This is a genomic window from Streptomyces sp. HM190, assembly GCF_009857135.1.
In the GTDB taxonomy this organism is placed as follows: Bacteria; Actinomycetota; Actinomycetes; order Streptomycetales; family Streptomycetaceae; genus Streptomyces; species Streptomyces heilongjiangensis.
The window spans coordinates 4405516-4424248 of record NZ_CP047318.1; the positions used below are offsets into that span (position 1 = coordinate 4405516).

Consider the following 18733-nt stretch of genomic DNA (forward strand, 5'->3'; position numbering starts at 1 on the left):
GGCCCGGCGTCCCCCGCGCGGGGGACGCCGGGCCACGCGGCCGGACAGCGGAGCCCTACGCCTCGCGGCGGATCTCGACCATCCGGAAGCGGTTTGCGACGAACGCCGCGTCGCACAGCGCCGCGTTGGCGGCCGGGTTGCCCCCGGAGCCGTGGAAGTCGGAGAACGCCGCGGTCTGGTTCACGTACACCCCGCCCGTGAGATTGAGCGAGAGCTGCGCGCACTCGTCCAGGCAGACCTCCTCGACGGCGCCCGCGACCTCGTCGGACGTGGTGTACGCCCCGACCGTCATCGCGCCCTTGTCGCGGATCGTCCGCCGCAGCAGCTCGACACCGTCCGCCGCCGAGTCGACGGCCACCGCGAAGGACACCGGCCCGAAGCACTCGCTCATGTACGCGGCCTCGTCGTCGGGCTTCGCTCCGTCGAGCTTCACGATCACCGGCGTACGGACGACGGCGTCCGGGAACTCCGGGTTGGCGATCTCGCGGGAGGCGAGGGCGACCTCGCCGAGGCCGGCGGCGGCTTCCAGCCGGTCCTTGACGTCGGGGTTGACGATCGCGCCGAGCAGGGCGTTCGCGCGGGCGTCGTCGCCCAGCAGACCGCCGACCGACCTGGCGAGGTCGGCGACGACCTCGTCGTAGGACTTCGCGCCCTCGTCGGTGGTGATGCCGTCGCGGGGGATCAGCAGGTTCTGCGGGGTGGTGCACATCTGGCCGCTGTACAGGGACAGCGAGAAGGCCAGGTTGGAGAGCATGCCCTTGTAGTTGTCGGTCGACTCCACGAGGACCGTGTTGACGCCGGCCTTCTCCGTGTAGACCTGCGCCTGGCGGGCGTTGGCCTCCAGCCAGTCGCCGAACGACGTCGAGCCCGTGTAGTCGATGATCCGGATCTCGGGGCGCGTGGCGAGGGTCTTGGCGATGCCCTCGCCGGGGCGCTCGGTGGCCAGTGCGACCAGGTTCGGGTCGAAGCCGGTCTCGGCGAGCACCTCGCGGGCCACCTGCACGGTGAGCGCGAGGGGCAGGACCGCGCGGGGGTGGGGCTTCACCAGGACCGCGTTGCCGGTGGCGAGGGAGGCGAACAGGCCCGGGTAGCCGTTCCACGTCGGGAACGTGTTGCAGCCGATGACCAGCGCGATGCCGCGCGGGACCGCCTTGAACCGCTTGTCCAGCTTGAGCGGGTCGCGCTTGCCCTGGGGCTTGGTCCACTCCGCCTCGTCCGGGGTGCGGACCTGCTCGGCGTACGCGTAGGCGACCGCCTCCAGGCCCCGGTCCTGCGCGTGCGGGCCGCCGGCCTGGAACGCCATCATGAACGCCTGGCCGCTGGTGTGCATGACGGCGTGGGCGAACTCGTGGGTGCGGTCACTGATCCGCTTGAGGATCTCCAGGCACACCACCGCGCGCGCCTGAGCGCCCGCGTCGCGCCAGGCGCGTTGGCCGGCCTTCATGGCGGGCAGCAGCGTGTCGACGTCCGCGTGCGGGTAGGTGACGCCCAGGTCGATGCCGTACGGGGAGGTCTCGCCGCCCACCCAGTCGTCGGTGCCGGGCTGGCCGAGGTCGAGGCGGGTGCCGAGCAGCGCGTCGAAGGCGGCCTTGCCCTCGGCCATGCCCAGGCTGCCGTTCTCGCCGTACGCCTTGGGGTGCTCGGGGTGGGGTGACCAGTACGCGCGTGTGCGGATCGCCTCCAGGGCCTGGTCGAGCGTGGGCCGGTGCTTGGCGATCAGGTCGTGCGCGGACAGTTCGGCGGCCATGCGTGACCAACTCCTCACGTCAGGGACTCTGCGTCGAGACCTGACCTGGGCAGCGACAGGAGGACAGAGTTAGAGTAACCGAACGATCGGTCGGGACAAGGGGGTCCGCCGCATCTGTGGACAATCCCGTGCGGGAGGATCGCGCACATGACAGGACTCGACCTCAGCAGCCCCGTGGCCGTCGTCGGGACCGGCACCATGGGCCAGGGCATCGCCCAGGTCGCGCTGGTCGCCGGCCACCCGGTACACCTCTACGACGCCCTGCCCGGCCGCGCCCAGGAGGCGGCCGAGGCGATCGGCGCCCGGCTCGACCGCCTCGTGGCGAAGGACCGCCTGACCGCCGGCGACCGGGACGCCGCCCGCGCCCGGTTGCACGCCGCGCGGGACCTCACCGACCTCGCGGACTGCTCCCTCGTCGTCGAGGCCGTGCTGGAGCGGCTCGACGTCAAGCAGGAACTGTTCCGGGCGCTGGAGGACGTCGTCGACGACGACTGCCTGCTCGCCACCAACACCTCCTCCCTGTCCGTCACCGCCATCGGCGGGGCCCTGCGCAACCCCGGACGCTTCGTCGGCCTGCACTTCTTCAACCCCGCGCCGCTGCTGCCGCTGGTCGAGGTCGTCTCCGGGTTCGCCACGGACGTCACCTCCGCCACGCGCGCGTACGAGACGGCGCGCGCCTGGGGCAAGACGCCCGTCGCCTGCGCCGACACCCCCGGGTTCATCGTCAACCGCATCGCACGGCCGTTCTACGCCGAGGCCTTCGCGGTGTACGAGTCGCAGGCCGCCGACCCCGCGACCATCGACGCGGTGCTGCGCGAGTGCGGTGGCTTCCGGATGGGCGCCTTCGAGCTGACCGACCTCATCGGGCAGGACGTCAACGAGTCCGTCACCCACTCCGTGTGGCAGGCGTTCTTCCAGGACGTCCGGTTCACGCCCTCGCTGGCACAGCGGCGGCTCGTCGAGTCCGGCCGGCTCGGCCGCAAGACGGGCCAGGGCTGGTACGACTACGCGGACGGCGCCGAGCGCCCCGAGCCGCACACCGCCGAACCCGCCCGGCCGCCCGCGTACGTCGTGGCCGAGGGCGACCTGGGGCCCGCCTCCGACCTGCTGGCGCTGATCCGGGAGGCCGGCGTCGGCGTGCGCGAGGAGGACGAGGACCACGGCACGAGGCTGGTCCTGCCGAGCGGCGGCCAGCTGGCCCTCGCGGACGGGCAGACGTCCGTGGAGTTCCGTGACGTCGTCTACTTCGACCTCGCGCTCGACTACCGGCGGGCCACCCGGATCGCGCTGTCGGCCTCCCAGGACACCTCGTCGCAGACGCTCACCGAGGCCATCGGCCTGTTCCAGGCGCTCGGCAAGGACGTCAGCGTCATCGGGGACGCCCCCGGCATGATCGTCGCCCGCACGGTGGCCCGGATCGTCGACCTCGCGCACGACGCGGTGGCCAAGGGAGTGGCGACGGAGGAGGACATCGACACCGCGATGCGGCTCGGGGTCAACTACCCGCTCGGTCCGTTCGAGTGGGGCCGCAGGCTGGGCCGGAACTGGGCGTACGCCCTCCTCGACGACCTGCATCTGCGCGACCCCTCCGGGCGCTACGCGCCGTCCCTCGCGCTGTACCGGCACGCCTACGCCTCCGACAAGCGGGAGGGCACCTCCTCATGACCACCGCCAAGCGCGACACGTACACCCCGGAGACGCTCCTCTCCGTCGCCGTGCAGGTCTTCAACGAGCGGGGCTACGACGGCACGTCCATGGAGCATCTCTCCCGGGCGGCCGGGATCTCCAAGTCGTCGATATACCACCACGTCAGCGGCAAGGAGGAGCTGCTGCGGCGGGCCGTGAGCCGGGCCCTGGACCAGCTCTTCGGCATCCTCGACGAGGAGCCCGCGCGCGTGGGGCGTGCCGTCCAGCGGCTGGAGCACGTGGTCCGGCGCATGGTCGAGGTCCTCATCGCCGAGCTGCCGTACGTGACGCTGCTGCTACGGGTGCGGGGCAACACCGACACCGAGCGCTGGGCGCTGGAGCGGCGTCGCGACTTCGACCACCGGGTCGCCGAGCTGCTGAAGGCCGCGGCCGCCGACGGGGACGTGCGCGGCGACGTGGAGGTGCGGCTGGCGACCCGGCTGGTCTTCGGGATGATCAACTCGATCGTGGAGTGGTACCGGCCGGACGGACGCGGGATGGGCGAGCGCGAGGTGTCCGAAGCGGTGGCGCATCTGGTCTTCTCTGGGCTGCGCGCCCAGCACTGAAAGTCCGTCGTCCGCTGTCCGTCGTTCGCTGTCCGTCGTCCGTTGCCCGTCCGTCGTTCGCTCGTCATTCGACCGGATTTCACCACCCTGTATCGGTCGCGGGTGGGGTTCTCGTGTCCGATTTTCAGGGTGTGTCACCCCTCCGGGGTGTTCCTCTCGGTCATCCCTCCGGTTCGACGTGCTCCTCCTCGAACACCAGCAGCGTGCGGGTGCTCAGCACCTCCGGGATGGCCTGGATCTTGGTGAGGACGACCTCGCGCAGGGCCCGGTTGTCCGCCGTGTGCACCAGGAGCAGGACGTCGAAGTCGCCGCCCACCAGGGCGATGTGGGCGGCGCCGGGGAGCTGGCGCAGCTGTTCGCGGACGGTGCGCCAGGAGTTCTGCACGATCTTCAGCGTGATGTAGGCGGACGTGCCCTTTCCGGCACGTTCGTGGTTCACGCGCGCCCCGAATCCGCGGATCACGCCGTCCTCGATGAGGCGGTTGATCCGGGCGTATGCGTTGGCCCGGGAGACGTGGACACGCTCGGCGACGGACCGTATCGACGCGCGGCCGTCGGCCTGGAGCATGCGCAGGATGTCCTCGTCTATGGCGTCCAGCGGTCTGGGGGGTGGCAGCGCCGGGCCCTGTTCCGGCGGCTCGGCCATTTGTTCAGGCGCCATGTGCCCCCACCTCTCTGCCATGGACGTGTTGCGTTCATTCGAGGCTGTGCAGAACCGTTTGTCCACAGCCTCGGGGTGCCTGTAGCCAAAATGCGTCATCGACCGAACAATCGGTAGGTGAGGCGCGTCACAACCGTGGCGCGTCCCGGAGCCACTCCCACGAGGAGGTGCCGTATGACGGTCATGGAGCAGCGGGGTGCGTACCATCCGACACCGCCCCCCGCCTGGCAGCCCCGCACCGACCCCGCACCCCTGCTGCCCGACGAGCGTCCTTACCGCGTGCTCGGTACCGACTCCGCGGCCGACGCCGACCCCGCACTGCTGCGCCGCCTCTACGCGGAACTGGTGCGGGGCCGGCGGTACAACACGCAGGCCACGGCCCTGACCAAGCAGGGCAGGCTCGCGGTGTACCCGTCCAGCACCGGCCAGGAGGCCTGCGAGGTCGCCGCCGCGCTCGTCCTCGAGGAACGTGACTGGCTGTTCCCGAGCTACCGCGACACGCTCGCCGCCGTCGCCCGCGGCCTCGACCCCGTGCAGGCGCTCACGCTGCTGCGCGGTGACTGGCACACCGGCTACGACCCCCACGAGCACCGTGTCGCGCCCCTGTGCACCCCGCTCGCCACCCAGCTCCCGCACGCCGTGGGCCTCGCGCACGCCGCCCGCCTCAAGGGCGACGACGTGGTCGCGCTCGCCCTGGTCGGCGACGGCGGCACCAGCGAGGGCGACTTCCACGAGGCGCTCAACTTCGCGGCCGTCTGGCAGGCCCCGGTCGTCTTCCTCGTGCAGAACAACGGCTTCGCGATCTCCGTGCCGCTGGAGAAGCAGACCGCCGCCCCCTCCCTCGCCCACAAGGCCGTCGGCTACGGCATGCCGGGCCGCCTGGTCGACGGCAACGACGCGGCCGCCGTGCACCAGGTGCTCACCGAGGCCGTGGCCCACGCCCGTGCGGGCGGCGGCCCCACCCTGGTCGAGGCGGTGACGTATCGCATCGACGCCCACACCAACGCCGACGACGCGACCCGCTACCGCGTCGACGCCGAGGTGGAGACCTGGCGCGCGCACGACCCGATCGCGCTCCTGGAGCGCGAGCTGACCGAACGCGGCCTCATCGACGAGGCCGGCATCCAGGCCGCCCGCGACGCCGCCGAGGCGATGGCCGCCGATCTGCGCGAGCGCATGAACCAGGACCCCGTGCTCGACCCCATGGACCTCTTCGCCCACGTGTATGCCGAGCCCACCCCCCAACTGCGCGAGCAGGAGGCCCTGCTGCGCGCCGAACTGACGGCGGAAGAAGAAGGGGCGCACTGATGACCACCGTCGCTCTCAAGCCCGCCACCATGGCGCAGGCGCTCACCCGGGCCCTCCGGGACGCCATGACCGCCGACCCGACGGTGCACGTCATGGGCGAGGACGTCGGCACCCTCGGCGGGGTTTTCCGGGTCACCGACGGACTCGCCAAGGAGTTCGGCGAGGACCGGGTCACCGACACCCCGCTCGCCGAGGCGGGCATCCTCGGCACGGCCGTCGGCATGGCGATGTACGGGCTCCGGCCGGTCGTCGAGATGCAGTTCGACGCGTTCGCCTACCCGGCGTTCGAGCAGCTCATCAGCCATGTCGCCCGCATGCGCAACCGCACCCGCGGCGCCATGCCGCTGCCGATCACCATCCGGGTCCCCTACGGCGGCGGCATCGGCGGCGTCGAGCACCACAGCGACTCCTCCGAGGCGTACTACATCGCGACGCCGGGACTCCACGTCGTCACCCCCGCCACCGTCGCCGACGCCTACGGGCTGCTGCGCGCCGCCATCGCCTCCGACGACCCCGTCGTCTTCCTGGAGCCCAAGCGCCTGTACTGGTCGAAGGACTCCTGGAACCCCGAGGAACCGCAGTCCGTCGAGCCGATCGGCCGGGCGGTCGTGCGCCGCACGGGCCGCAGCGCCACGCTCATCACCTACGGCCCGTCCGTGCCCGTCTGCATGGAGGCAGCCGAGGCGGCCACGGCCGAGGGCTGGGACCTCGAAGTCGTCGACCTGCGTTCGCTCGTGCCCTTCGACGACGAGAAGGTCGCCGCGTCCGTACGGCGCACCGGGCGGGCCGTCGTGGTCCACGAGTCCGGCGGCTTCGGCGGGCCGGGCGGCGAGATCGCGGCCCGGGTCACCGAGCGCTGCTTCCACCACCTGGAGGCGCCCGTGCTGCGTGTCGCCGGGTTCGACATCCCGTACCCGCCGCCGATGCTGGAGCGGCACCACCTGCCCGGCGTCGACCGGATCCTCGACGCGGTCGGGCGTCTGCAGTGGGAGGCGGAGAACTGATGGCACAGGTCCTGGAGTTCAAGCTGCCCGACCTCGGTGAGGGGCTCACCGAGGCGGAGATCGTCCGCTGGCTGGTCCAGGTCGGCGACGTCGTCGCCGTCGACCAGCCCGTCGTCGAGGTCGAGACGGCCAAGGCGATGGTCGAGGTGCCGTGTCCCTACGGCGGTGTCGTCACCGCCCGCTTCGGCGAGGAGGGTACGGAACTGCCCGTCGGGGCGCCGCTGTTGACGGTCGCGGTGGGAGCGCCTGTCGCCGGCGGGCCCGAGGGCTCCTCGGGCGCCGCGCAGGGGCCGGACCCCGCGGGGCAGGCCGAGGGCTCCGGGAACGTGCTCGTGGGGTACGGCACTTCGGAGGCACCGAAGCGCCGCAGGAGGGTCCGGCCTGCGGCTCCGACGGCTCCGGCCGCGGCGGCGGCTCCGGCTCGTCCGGCGGTTCCGGCCGGGGCCACCGGCGGGGCGGTGAACGGCGGGGTGAGCGCCGTGGTCGCCGAGAGGGCGTTCGCCGACACCACTCCGCTCGCTGCCGAGCCGGTGGGCGGCCACGGTCCCGTGCCCGTGATCTCCCCCCTCGTCCGCCGCCTCGCCCGCGAGAACGGCCTCGACCTGAGGAAGCTGCACGGCTCGGGCCCCGACGGACTGATCCTGCGGGCCGATGTGGAGCAGGCCCTGCGGGCGGCCACCGCCGGTGCCGCGACGTCCCCGGCCGCCCCCACGGCCGCCGCACAGCCCGCCGCGTTGTCCGCGGGCGCGGGGGTGCCCGCCGCGGTGCCCGCGCGTGCGGAGGGCGTATCCGGCACCCGTGTCCCGCTGCGGGGGGTGCGCGGCGCCGTCGCCGACAAGCTCTCGCGGAGCCGGCGCGAGATCCCGGACGCCACCTGCTGGGTGGACGCCGACGCGACGGAACTGATGAACGCCCGCGCGGCCATCAACGCGGCCGGGGGCCCGAAGATCTCGCTCCTCGCGCTGCTCGCCCGGATCTGTACCGCCGCGCTGGCCCGGTTCCCGGAGCTGAACTCGACGGTCGACCTGGAGGCCCGCGAGATCGTGCGCCTCGACCAGGTGCACCTCGGGTTCGCCGCGCAGACCGAACGAGGGCTCGTCGTGCCCGTCGTACGGGACGCCCACGCGAGGGACGCGGAGTCGCTCAGCGCGGAGTTCGCCCGGCTCACCGAGGCCGCGCGGACCGGGACGCTCACACCCGCACAGCTCACCGGTGGCACCTTCACGCTGAACAACTACGGCGTGTTCGGCGTCGACGGCTCCACGCCGATCATCAACCACCCCGAGGCGGCCATGCTCGGCGTCGGCCGTATCGTCCCGAAGCCGTGGGTCCACCAGGGCGAGCTGGCGGTACGGCAGGTGGTGCAGCTCTCGCTCACCTTCGACCACCGGGTGTGCGACGGCGGCACGGCGGGTGGTTTCCTGCGCTACGTCGCGGACTGCGTCGAACAGCCGGCGGTGCTGCTGCGCACGCTCTGACCGCGCACGCCGCCATGTCTTCGGCCGTCGACCCCGCCCCCGGCGTCGGCGGCCTTCGACCGTCGTCCCACGGTCTCCCGGTGTCGAACACCCACTCCCGCGACCCCGATCGCCCTGCGCCCCCGGCATCGCCCGGCCCCCGGGCATCGGCCGGCCCTCTTGGCATGCCGGGTGTCCCCCGGATCACCTGACGTCCCGGCGTTCCCTGTGGTCGCCGGGGGCACGCATACTCGGGGGATGACCGCGCATGAGCCGCCGGACGGCCCCGGTACCGAGGCGTACGACGCCGTCGTGCTCGCCGGGGGTGCCGCCCGGCGGCTCGGCGGAGCGGACAAGCCCGGGGTGCGTGTCGGCGGACGTGCTCTGCTCGACCGGGTGCTGGCCGCCTGCGCGGGGGCCCGGTCGACCGTCGTCGTCGCCGACCCCCGGCCCACCGCCCGTCCCGTGCTGTGGGCCCGTGAGGAGCCCCCCGGTGGCGGCCCCGTCGCCGCGCTGGACGCCGGGCTCCGCCGCACCACCGCCCCGTACGTCGTCGTGCTCTCCGCCGACCTGCCCTTCCTCGCCGAGGAGACGGTGCGGCGGCTGCTCGACACCCTCCGAGGCAGCGCCAGGGCGTCCGAGGACTCCCCCGCCGCCCCGTCCGCCGCCGGAGCCTCCACGCCCGCCCCCGACCCCGCCGAGGGCGTCCTCGTCACCGATCCCGACGGACGTGATCAGCCCCTCGTGGCCGCGTACCGGGCCGACGCACTGCGCCGGGAGCTGGCGCGGCTCGGTGCCGGGCACGGGGGGACGGCCGGGCTGCCCCTGCGGCGGCTGGTCGGGGCGCTGCGCCTCACCCGTATCACCGACCCCGTCGCGTCGTTCGACTGCGACACCTGGGACGACATCGCCGCCGCCCGCGCACGGATCAGGGAGCATGGCCACGTGTTGGATGAATGGATTTCCGCAGTCAAGGACGAGCTGGGCATCGACCTCGACGTCGACACCCGAGAACTGCTCGACCTCGCCCGTGACGCCGCCCACAACGTGGCCAGGCCCGCGGCCCCGCTGACCACCTTCCTGGTCGGCTACGCGGCCGCGAAGGCCGGGGGAGGCCCGGAAGCGGTCGCCGAGGCCGCCCGCAAGGCCACGGCCCTGGCTCTCCGCTGGGCAGGCGAGGCGGGCACCGACGCCTCCGACGCCAAGCCCGGCTCACCGGACACCCGGCCCGGCTCCGCGGACACCGGGTCCGGCGCCTCCGACACCACTCCGGACGCCGGATGACCGCCCAGGACGCCGAGGAACTCGACGTGGACGTGGAGGAGGCGCTGGCCGTGGCCAACGACAGGCCCGTCCGAGGGCCACGCGCCCCCCGTCCCACCGACGACACCCCGGCCGACGGCCTGCCCGCCGCGCACCGGGCGCCGAAAGACACCCACCACCGGGCCACACCCTGGCCCGAGGCCCGTGCCGTCGCCGAGCGCGCCGCCCGCTCCTGCGCACGCCGCTCCCCGCTCTCCGTCCCCATCGAGGACGCCCTCGGCCTGGTGCTCGCCGCCCCTCTCACCGCTCTCACCGACCTTCCCTCCTTCGACACGTCCGCGATGGACGGCTGGGCGGTCGCGGGCCCCGGCCCCTGGGCCGTCAGGGAGGACGGTGTGCTGGCCGGGAACGCCGAGCCCGAGCGGCTCACCGACGGTGAGGCGGTCCGGATCGCCACCGGCGCACGCATCCCGCTCGACACCACCGCGGTCCTGCGCAGTGAACACGGCCGCACCGGCGAGCAGGGCCGACTGCACGCGACCAGGGACATGGCGCACGGTCAGGACATCCGTCCCCGGGGCCAGGAGTGCCGCATCGGCGACCAACTGCTGCCGCCCGGGACACTGCTCACCCCCGCCGCCCTGGGACTCGCCGCTGCCGCCGGGTACGACACCCTGACCGTGCTGCCGCGCCCCCGTGTCGAACTGCTCGTCCTGGGTGACGAATTGCTCACCGAGGGACTTCCGCGCGAGGGCCTGATCCGCGATGCCCTCGGTCCGATGCTGCCGTCCTGGCTTCGGGCGCTCGGGGCCGAGGTCACCGCCGTACACCGACTCGGCGATGCCGCCGCCGCCCTGTACGAGGCCGTGCGGTCCTCCTCAGCCGACCTGATCGTCACCACCGGTGGTACCGCCGCCGGGCCCGTGGACCATGTGCACCCCACGTTGCGCCGCATCGGTGCCGAACTCCTCGTCGACGGCGTCAAGGTGCGCCCCGGCCACCCCATGCTGCTGGCCCGCACCACGGAGAACCAGCATCTTGTGGGCCTGCCGGGCAACCCCCTGGCCGCCGTCTCGGGGCTGTTCACCCTTACCGAGCCCTTTCTGCGTACCCTGGCCGGACGAGCCGCGCCCGAGCGGTACGGAATGCCGCTGAGGGAGGCGGTCCACGGGCACCCGTACGACACCCGGCTCATCCCTGTCGCCCTGCGCGGTGACGACGCCGTACCGCTGCACTACAACGGTCCCGCTATGCTCCGCGGCATCGCCACCGCCGATGCCCTTGCCGTCGTTCCACCCGGCGGTGCCCGTCCCGGTCAGGAACTGGAGCTGCTCGATCTGCCCTGGGCGACCGCGGGAATCCAGGTGTGTTTCACGTGAAACATCCACGCGCCCAACTGAACTGCGGGCACGGGGGTTTCACGTGAAACAAGGGGCACATGGAGGCGTAGTGGAGCCAGGGGATGTACGGGGAAGCGGGGAGTGTTTCACGTGAAACTGCCGGGCCATGACGTGATCGCCCGCACGGCGGACGAGCGTCACGTGACGCATGCGGTGAAGCTGCCGAAGCGGGAGGTCGAGCGCCCCAGCCACCAGGTCGGCAAGCGACTCGCGATGGCGTTGCTCGTCCTGGTCGCGACGGCGTTCATCGTCTACGCCGACCGCGAGGGCTACAACGACAACTCGGATGGCAGCGTCGACCTGCTGGACGCGTTCTACTACGCCACCGTCACCCTCTCGACCACCGGATACGGCGACATCACCCCGGTCAGTGACGCTGCCCGGCTCACCAACATCTTCGTGATCACCCCGCTGCGCGTGCTGTTCCTGATCATTCTGGTCGGCACCACGCTGGAGGTCCTGACGGAGCGCACGCGCGAGGAATGGCGACTGAACCGCTGGAGGGCGGCCTTGAGGGAGCACACCGTTGTCGTCGGTTTCGGGACCAAGGGGCGGTCGGCGATCCAGACCGTCTGCGCGACGGGGCTGAAGAAGGAACAGGTCATCGTCGTCGACCCCAGCTCCAAGGTGATCGAGGCGGCGACGGCCGACGGATACGCGGGCATCGTGGGGGATGCGACCCGCAGCGATGTGCTGCTGAGGGCCGAGGCGCAGAAGGCGCGGCAGATCATCATCTCCACCGCTCGGGACGACACCGCCGTACTGGTCACGCTGACCGCGCGCCAGATGAACCGTGGCGCGAAGATCGTGGCCGCCGTACGGGAGGAGGAGAACGCGCCGCTGCTGAAGCAGTCCGGGGCCGATGTCGTCATCACCAGTGCTAGCGCGGCCGGACGGCTCCTCGGACTCTCGGTACTCAGTCCCGCCGCCGGCATGGTCATGGAGGATCTCATCCAGCAGGGCAGCGGCCTCGACATCGTCGAGCGGCCCGTCATAAAGGCCGAGGTGGGGCGCAAGGTACGGGAGACGGAGGACCTGGTCGTCAGCGTGCTGCGCGGCCACCGGGTGCTCGGCTACGACGACCCGTCCATCGGCGAACTCCAGCTGACGGACCGCCTCATCACGATCGTCCGTGCCACACCGAGCACGAAGATCACCCCCGAGACCAAGCACCTGCCGTAGCCCCGGCATGGGGGCGCCCCCGGGGATGTGCTTCCCGGGGGCGCCCCCACGCCGCGACCGCTACTTGCGGTTGTACAGCCGCATCGTGACCGGCCCGAAGACGAGCACGAACAGGCCGGACCAACCGAGCGACCAGGCGATCTCGGCCGTGGGCCACTCGCCCGCCATCAGCTCGCGCACCGCCGAGGCGAGGTGGGTGATCGGGCTGTTGTTGACGAACGCCTGCAGCCAACCCGGCATGGTGCTCGGGTCGACGAAGACGTTGGACAGGAAGGTCAGCGGGAAGATCACCATCATGCTGACGCCCATCACCGACTTCTCGGTGCGCAGCATCAGCCCGAACATCGTCCAGATCCACGAGAACGCGAACGAGAAGACGATGAGCAGGGCGATCCCGGCGACCACGCCCATGACGCCGCCGTCCGGGCGGTAGCCGAGGATCAGGCCGACGGTGAGCATCACCACGGACGCGATGGCGTACCGCAGGGCGTCGCCCAGGAGATAGCCGACCATGGTCGCCGGCCGCCAGATCGGCAGCGAGCGGAACCGGTCGAAGACACCCTTCTCGATGTCCGCGTTGACCGAGACGCCGGTGTACATCGTGATCATCACGACCGACATCACGAGGATGCCCGGCAGCAGGAACTGGATGTACTCCTCCGGGGAACCGGCCAGGGCACCGCCGAAGAGGTACGTGTACATCAGCACCATCATGATCGGGAAGGCGGTGACGTCGAACAGTTGCTCCGGGACGTGCTTGATCTTGAGGATGGCCCGCCAGCCGAAGGTGAGGGACGCCGACAGCGCGCTGGGCCGCGGCGGACGCTCCTTGGCGATGAGCAGCGCGGCGAGCGACTCGGCGCTGACCGGGGCGAGTTCCTTGCTGTCGGTGCTGGTCGCGGTGCTCATACCGCCGCCTCGTCCTTCTTCTCGACGTGTCGGGAGTCGTGTGCCTTCGTGTCATGTCCGGTGAGGGCGAGGAACACCTCGTCCAGGCTGGGCTGCCCCAGCGCGAAGTTGTCGACGACGACGCCGACGCGGGCCAGCTCGGCGAGGGCGCGGGCCGCGGCCTCCGCGGCGCCCTGGCCGTTGACGGATCCGCCGCCCACGCGCGCCGTCAGCGCCACCGGGTCCGGCTCCCGCTGCACCTCGGCGTCGAGCGCGAGGCGCAGGATCTCCTCGGCCTGTGCACGCTGGGCCGCGTCCCGCAGCCGCAGATGCACAGAGCCGGCTCCCACGGAGGCCTTCAGCTCACCCTTCGTGCCCTCCGCGATCACCTTGCCGCGGTCGATGACGGCGATCCGCGACGCCAACTGGTCCGCCTCGTCCAGATACTGCGTGGTCAGCAGCACAGTGGTGCCCTGGGTGACCACCGCGCGCACGATGTCCCACACCTGGTTGCGGCTGCGCGGGTCGAGGCCGGTCGTCGGCTCGTCGAGGAACAGCAGGTCCGGGGTGTTCAGGATGGACGCGGCGATGTCGATGCGGCGCCGCATGCCGCCCGAGTAGTGCTTGACCTGCTTCCCGGCGGCCTCGCTCAGTCCGAAGGCCTCCAGCAGCTGCTCGGAGCGCAGCCGCGCCGCCCGTTTGCCGTGGCCGAGGAGACGCCCCAGCAGCACCAGGTTCTCGGTGCCGGTCAGGTCCTCGTCCACCGAGGCGTACTGACCCGTCAGGCTCACCCTGCCGCGTACCTCGTCGGCCTCGCGGACGACGTCATGACCGAAGACATGGGCCTCGCCGCCGTCGGGTCGCAGCAGCGTGGCGAGCATCTTCACCGTGGTGGTCTTGCCGGCGCCGTTCGGGCCGAGGACGCCGTAGACCGTGCCGGCCGGCACGGCGAGGTCGACGCCGTCGACGGCCCGTGTCTCGCCGAACGTCTTCACCAGACCCGCGGTCTCGATCGCGAGGCCGGATGTCTGTGCGCTCATGTCTGGGATCCTTCCGCGTACAGGGCCCATGTCCGGGGCTGTGCAGGGGGAGACCGCCGGTTCCACCGGAACTCATCGGCCGCGCGGGCGTGATTTCTCCACGGTCCCTCCGACGGAGATCGACCGCACCCCTGTTTCCGCCCCCGTCGAGGTGGCGGCGTCGGTGGAGGCGAGGGCGTGCCGGGCGTGGTCGGGGCGGGACCGGTGTGGTCGGGGCGGGACCGCTGTGGTCGCGTACCGGCCCCCGACGGGCACGCTGGGAGAGGCGGCGGGGCGAGGGGTAGCGTCCCCTCATGCATGCGATCACGATTCCCGAACCCGGTGGACCCGAGGCCCTGGTGTGGGACGAGGTCCCCGACCCCGAGCCCGGCGAGGGCGAAGTGCTCATCCAGGTGGCGGCGAGCGCGGTGAACCGCGCCGACCTGCTCCAGCGGCAGGGCTTCTACGACCCGCCACCGGGCGCCTCGCCCTACCCCGGCCTGGAGTGCTCCGGACGCGTCGCGGCGATCGGGTCCGGCGTGTCCGGATGGAACGTCGGCGACGAGGTGTGCGCGCTGCTCTCGGGCGGCGGCTACGCGGAGAAGGTCGCCGTCCCGGCCGGCCAGGTGCTGCCCGTCCCCGCCGGCCTCGACCTCAACCGGGCGGCCGCGCTGCCCGAGGTGGTCTGCACGGTCTGGTCGAACGTCTTCATGATCGCCCACCTCCGTCCGGGCGAGACCCTCCTCGTCCACGGCGGCTCCAGCGGCATCGGCACGATGGCCATCCAGCTGGCGAAGGCGGTCGGCGCGAAGGTCGCCGTCACCGCGGGCACCCACGACAAGCTCCGCCAGTGCGCCGAGCTCGGCGCGGACATCCTGATCAACTACCGCGAGCAGGACTTCGTCGAGGAGGTCCGCAAGGCCACGGACGGCAAGGGCGCCGACGTCATCCTCGACAACATGGGGGCGAAGTACCTGGACCGCAACGTCCGGGTCCTCGCCGTCAACGGCCGTCTCGCCATCATCGGCATGCAGGGCGGCATGAAGGGCGAGCTGAACATCGGGGCGCTCCTCGCCAAGCGGGCCGCCATCAGCGCGACCTCGCTGCGGGCCCGGCCCCTGGAGGAGAAGAGGGCCATCGTCGCCGCCGTACGCGAGCACGTGTGGCCGCTGGTCGCCGGTGGCCGGGTACGCCCCGTCGTCGACCGGGAGGTCCCGATGCCCGACGCGGCCACGGCCCACCGTGTCCTGGAGGACGGCGGCCATGTGGGCAAGGTGGTGCTGGTGGCGCCGTAGCCGAGGGAAAGTCCCCGCGATGCCCGTGACACCTGCGGTCCCCGCCGTCGGCGGCTCCCACCGTGCGGCGGCACCGGCCGCCGGACGGCTCCGTACGAGTGACCGTACGCGCCACTCGAACGCCGCACGAGGAGCCGTACCGAGGCAGCCTCGGCGATGTCATGGGGAGCCCCGGACCCGCCCTAGCCCCTCCGGATCCGCAGCCCCACGAAGGCGAGGCCCAGGCCGATGCCCATCAGCATGAGGCCGCCGCCCAGGGCCAGGGCCTCCAGTACGGGGCCCTCGCGTGCTTCCGCGTCCGCCCGGTCGGCGGGTGAGGCGACGGGCAGCGCGGCGTCCTGCGACGGCTCGGGGGTCGCGGTCGTGGTGCCCGCCGGGTCGTGCGGAGCCCCGGTCGGCTCCTCGGAGGCCCCATAGGGGTCCTCCGGCTCCGTGAGCCCCGCGTCCGGGCGTCCCGGGCGCTCCCGGCCCTCTCCCGCGCGGCTGCCGGCCCAGGAGGAGGCGGGGTCGGGTTCGACGGCCGCGTGGACGGACGGCGCGCTGCCCGCCACCGGGACCATGAGGAGGCCCGTGACGAGGACCAGTCCCGTCACGAGCGACGAACAGAGCCTGAGTCGAGCAACCACGACCTCAGCGTCACACGCGCCCCGCACCCCGGCATCTCGGTCCCGCCCGGCCGGCGCCCGGCGGCGACCGGCCCTCGTGCGTGAGCGGCGGATCACCCTGCGTCGGGGGGCGCCACAGTGGTGAGGTGTACGCGTGCGAGAGAATGACGGCATGGAGATGCCGAGGAACGAACGGTCGCCCGAACAGCCCCAGATCCTGGTCGTGGGCCAGGACGGAATGGCGGTGGGCGGTGGAGGAGAAGAGGACTCCCGCGAGGTTCCGGTGACGGAGATGGTGGAACAGCCCGCGAAGGTCATGCGCATCGGCAGCATGATCAAGCAGCTGCTCGAGGAGGTGCGGGTGGCACCCCTCGACGAGGCGAGCCGGGCCCGGCTGAAGGAGATCCACGCCAGCTCGGTCAAGGAACTGGAGGACGGGCTGGCACCGGAGCTGGTCGAGGAACTCGAACGGCTGTCCCTGCCCTTCACCGACGAGGCGATCCCGAGCGACGCGGAACTGCGGATCGCGCAGGCCCAGTTGGTCGGCTGGCTCGAAGGCCTCTTCCACGGGATCCAGACCACGCTGTTCGCCCAGCAGATGGCGGCCCGGGCCCAGTTGGAGCAGATGCGGCGCGCCCTGCCCCCCGGTGTCGGCGGCCCGGAGGGGGACGACGACCCCCGCACCCTCGGCCGCTCGGGCGGTCCGTACCTCTAGATCTCCACGGCCCACGCGGCCCGCGACACCCCCACCGTTGGCACGAGAAGGGCCCGGCACACGAAGTGCCGGGCCCTTCTCCGTCTATGGACGGCCGGTGACAGTCGGACGGCCGGTGTCAGGCCGGGTTGCCCGTGGAGACCTTGAGGACGATCGTCGGCATCTGCTTGGGGTCGACGTCCTCGTTGGCCGCGGGGTACTGCTCCATGACGGTGTCCTCGCCGTACGTGTTCTCGTCGACGTCCTTGGTGTCGTACTCCCAGCCCGCGGCCTGGAGGCACTTCTTCACGGAGTCGATGTTCTTGAAGGTGAAGTCCGGGAGTTCGACCTTCTCGGGGTCGTTGTAGGACTCGGTCGGGTCCGTGCACTCGGAGGTCTCGACGACCTTCGACGTGTCGGGGCCCTTGTGCCCCTCCACCACGGTCGGGGAGGAGGAAGCCTTCGCGCCGTTGTCCCCGCCCTCGCCGTCCCCGCCGCTCAGCGAGAGGGCCGTGATCAGACCGCCGATCGCGACGAGCGAGACGACGATCGCGCCGATGACGACACCCTTGTTGCTCTTGCCGCCCCCGGAGTGCCCGGCCGACAGGGACGACTGCTGCGGCGCGATGGTGTACGGCGGCGGCGTGGCCGCGCCGTGCTGCGGCGCGTACGCGGAGGTCTGCGGCGGCGACTGGTACCCGCCCTGCTGCGGATAGCCGTACGACGGGGCGGGGGTCGGCGTGGGCGTCGGGTGGCCGAACCCGCCCGAGGACGGCGGCTGGTACGGCGTCTGGACACTGCCCGACTGCGGCGTGCCCGTCTGGTCGATGGGCGGGAAGACCGCCGACGACACCCCTGCGCCGTTCGACGTCTGGGCGCCCGGCACGATGCTCGGTGCGACCGGCTGGAGGGAGGCGGCGACCCGCAGGCACTCGTCCCGCATGGCCTCGGCGCTCGGGAACCGCTCGTTCGGGTTCTTCTTCAGCGCGCGGGCGACGAGGGCGTCCACGGCCGGCGGCAGCGAACGGTTGATCGAGGAGGGGGCGACCGGGTCCTCCTGGACGTGGGCGTACGCGATGGCCAGCGGCGAGTCCGCCTCGAACGGCAGCCGTCCGGTCGTCAGCTGGAACAGCATGATGCCGACCGAGTACAGGTCGGAGCGGGCGTCGACGCCGCGGCCGAGGGCCTGCTCGGGCGAGAGGTACTGCGGGGTGCCGACGACCATGCCGGTCTGCGTCATCGACGTGACACCGGACTGCATGGCGCGGGCGATACCGAAGTCCATGACCTTGACGACATTGCGCTTGGTCATCATCACGTTGCCCGGCTTGATGTCCCGGTGGACCAGGCCCATCTCGTGGCTGATCTCCAGTGCCGCCAGCACGTCCGCGGTGATCTTCAGCGCCTTGTCGGCGGGCATCGCGCCCTGCTGCTGGATGTCCGCGTCGAGGACCGAGCCCAACGGCCGGCCCTCGATGTACTCCATGACGATGTACGGCGTGGCCATGCCGTCGAGCTCGTCCTCGCCGGTGTCGAAGACCGACACGATGTTCGTGTGGGTGAGCTTCGCCACGGACTGCGCCTCGCGGCGGAAGCGCTCACGGAAGGCCTGTTCACGGCCGAGCTCGGTGTGAAGTGTCTTGATAGCGACCTGTCGGTCCAGCACAGAGTCGTACGCGAGGTGGACGGATGCCATACCGCCCTCACCGAGCAGGTCACGCAGCTGATAGCGGCCGCCGGCGAGCGAACGCCCCGCGTACCGGCCTTGTGCGGCGTCCTGGCTCATCTTCCTGCGTCCCCCATCGGCGCGCGCGGAGCCTTTCGGCGAGGCGTCCGCGATCGGTGAATCCTGGTGATCCTTTGTGCTATTCCCGGCCAAGTCTGCCCCAGGGCACTGACACGTCAAGCGTGGTGCCCGTTCCGTGACCGTACGCGAAAGAAGCGTCGCGGAAGCGTTA

At 71.9% G+C, this 18733-nt stretch carries 16 protein-coding genes; 10 read left to right on the forward strand and 6 right to left on the reverse strand.

Features of this window, described 5'->3' with window-relative positions; all coding sequences use genetic code 11:
- Positions 1–55: 55 nt before the first annotated feature.
- Positions 56–1747 (reverse strand): phenylacetic acid degradation protein PaaN, encoded by a 1692-nt coding sequence (paaN, locus tag GSY65_RS18750; protein ID WP_159770103.1) that lies wholly within the window; start codon positions 1745–1747, stop codon positions 56–58.
- Between the two features lie 147 nt (positions 1748–1894).
- Between paaN and GSY65_RS18755 the strand changes: the two genes are divergently transcribed.
- The gene (locus tag GSY65_RS18755) at positions 1895–3412 is read left to right on the forward strand and encodes a 3-hydroxyacyl-CoA dehydrogenase (RefSeq protein WP_159770106.1); all 1518 of its coding nucleotides are present in this window, start codon (positions 1895–1897) and stop codon (positions 3410–3412) included.
- The gene (locus tag GSY65_RS18760; RefSeq protein WP_159770109.1) at positions 3409–3999 is read left to right on the forward strand and encodes a TetR/AcrR family transcriptional regulator; all 591 of its coding nucleotides are present in this window, start codon (positions 3409–3411) and stop codon (positions 3997–3999) included. The genes GSY65_RS18755 and GSY65_RS18760 overlap by 4 nt, the downstream gene beginning before the upstream one ends.
- Before the next feature lie 160 nt (positions 4000–4159).
- On the opposite strand, the gene GSY65_RS18765 is transcribed toward GSY65_RS18760, so the two are convergent.
- The gene (locus tag GSY65_RS18765) at positions 4160–4645 is read right to left on the reverse strand and encodes an Lrp/AsnC family transcriptional regulator (RefSeq protein ID WP_159776142.1); all 486 of its coding nucleotides are present in this window, start codon (positions 4643–4645) and stop codon (positions 4160–4162) included.
- Between the two features lie 189 nt (positions 4646–4834).
- Here GSY65_RS18765 and pdhA point away from each other — a divergent pair, with 189 nt between their 5' ends.
- From pdhA to GSY65_RS18795, 6 genes are all read left to right on the forward strand, one after another.
- Positions 4835–5968, forward strand: a complete 1134-nt coding sequence (pdhA, locus tag GSY65_RS18770; RefSeq protein WP_159770112.1) for a pyruvate dehydrogenase (acetyl-transferring) E1 component subunit alpha — start codon at positions 4835–4837, stop codon at positions 5966–5968.
- Positions 5968–6972, forward strand: a complete 1005-nt coding sequence (locus GSY65_RS18775; RefSeq protein ID WP_159770115.1) for an alpha-ketoacid dehydrogenase subunit beta — start codon at positions 5968–5970, stop codon at positions 6970–6972. Before pdhA ends, GSY65_RS18775 begins: the two co-directional genes overlap by 1 nt.
- A complete protein-coding gene (locus tag GSY65_RS18780) occupies positions 6972–8450 on the forward strand; it encodes a dihydrolipoamide acetyltransferase family protein (protein ID WP_159770118.1) in 1479 nt (492 codons plus the stop codon). Before GSY65_RS18775 ends, GSY65_RS18780 begins: the two co-directional genes overlap by 1 nt.
- Positions 8451–8687: 237 nt before the next feature.
- Positions 8688–9713 (forward strand): DUF6457 domain-containing protein, encoded by a 1026-nt coding sequence (locus tag GSY65_RS18785; RefSeq protein WP_159770121.1) that lies wholly within the window; start codon positions 8688–8690, stop codon positions 9711–9713.
- Positions 9710–11071: a molybdopterin molybdotransferase MoeA gene (locus tag GSY65_RS18790; RefSeq protein WP_159770124.1), complete on the forward strand. Its 1362-nt coding sequence runs from the start codon at positions 9710–9712 to the stop codon at positions 11069–11071. Before GSY65_RS18785 ends, GSY65_RS18790 begins: the two co-directional genes overlap by 4 nt.
- Positions 11072–11182: 111 nt before the next feature.
- The gene (locus GSY65_RS18795; protein ID WP_159770127.1) at positions 11183–12274 is read left to right on the forward strand and encodes a potassium channel family protein; all 1092 of its coding nucleotides are present in this window, start codon (positions 11183–11185) and stop codon (positions 12272–12274) included.
- Between the two features lie 60 nt (positions 12275–12334).
- On the opposite strand, the gene GSY65_RS18800 is transcribed toward GSY65_RS18795, so the two are convergent.
- The gene (locus tag GSY65_RS18800) at positions 12335–13183 is read right to left on the reverse strand and encodes an ABC transporter permease (RefSeq protein WP_159770130.1); all 849 of its coding nucleotides are present in this window, start codon (positions 13181–13183) and stop codon (positions 12335–12337) included.
- The gene (locus tag GSY65_RS18805) at positions 13180–14202 is read right to left on the reverse strand and encodes an ATP-binding cassette domain-containing protein (RefSeq protein WP_159770133.1); all 1023 of its coding nucleotides are present in this window, start codon (positions 14200–14202) and stop codon (positions 13180–13182) included. The genes GSY65_RS18800 and GSY65_RS18805 overlap by 4 nt, the downstream gene beginning before the upstream one ends.
- 293 nt (positions 14203–14495) lie before the next feature.
- Between GSY65_RS18805 and GSY65_RS18810 the strand changes: the two genes are divergently transcribed.
- Positions 14496–15476: an NAD(P)H-quinone oxidoreductase gene (locus GSY65_RS18810; protein ID WP_159770136.1), complete on the forward strand. Its 981-nt coding sequence runs from the start codon at positions 14496–14498 to the stop codon at positions 15474–15476.
- Between the two features lie 182 nt (positions 15477–15658).
- On the opposite strand, the gene GSY65_RS18815 is transcribed toward GSY65_RS18810, so the two are convergent.
- Positions 15659–16069, reverse strand: coding sequence for a hypothetical protein (locus tag GSY65_RS18815; RefSeq protein ID WP_236579878.1), 411 nt, complete (start codon positions 16067–16069; stop codon positions 15659–15661).
- Between the two features lie 184 nt (positions 16070–16253).
- Between GSY65_RS18815 and GSY65_RS18820 the strand changes: the two genes are divergently transcribed.
- Entirely contained in the window at positions 16254–16796 is a 543-nt protein-coding gene (locus GSY65_RS18820; protein ID WP_159776144.1) for a bacterial proteasome activator family protein, read from the forward strand.
- Between the two features lie 118 nt (positions 16797–16914).
- Here GSY65_RS18820 and GSY65_RS18825 read toward each other — a convergent pair whose 3' ends face one another.
- Complete coding sequence (locus GSY65_RS18825) at positions 16915–18561, reverse strand: protein kinase domain-containing protein (RefSeq protein WP_159770142.1); 1647 nt, start codon at positions 18559–18561, stop codon at positions 16915–16917.
- Positions 18562–18733: the final 172 nt, after the last annotated feature.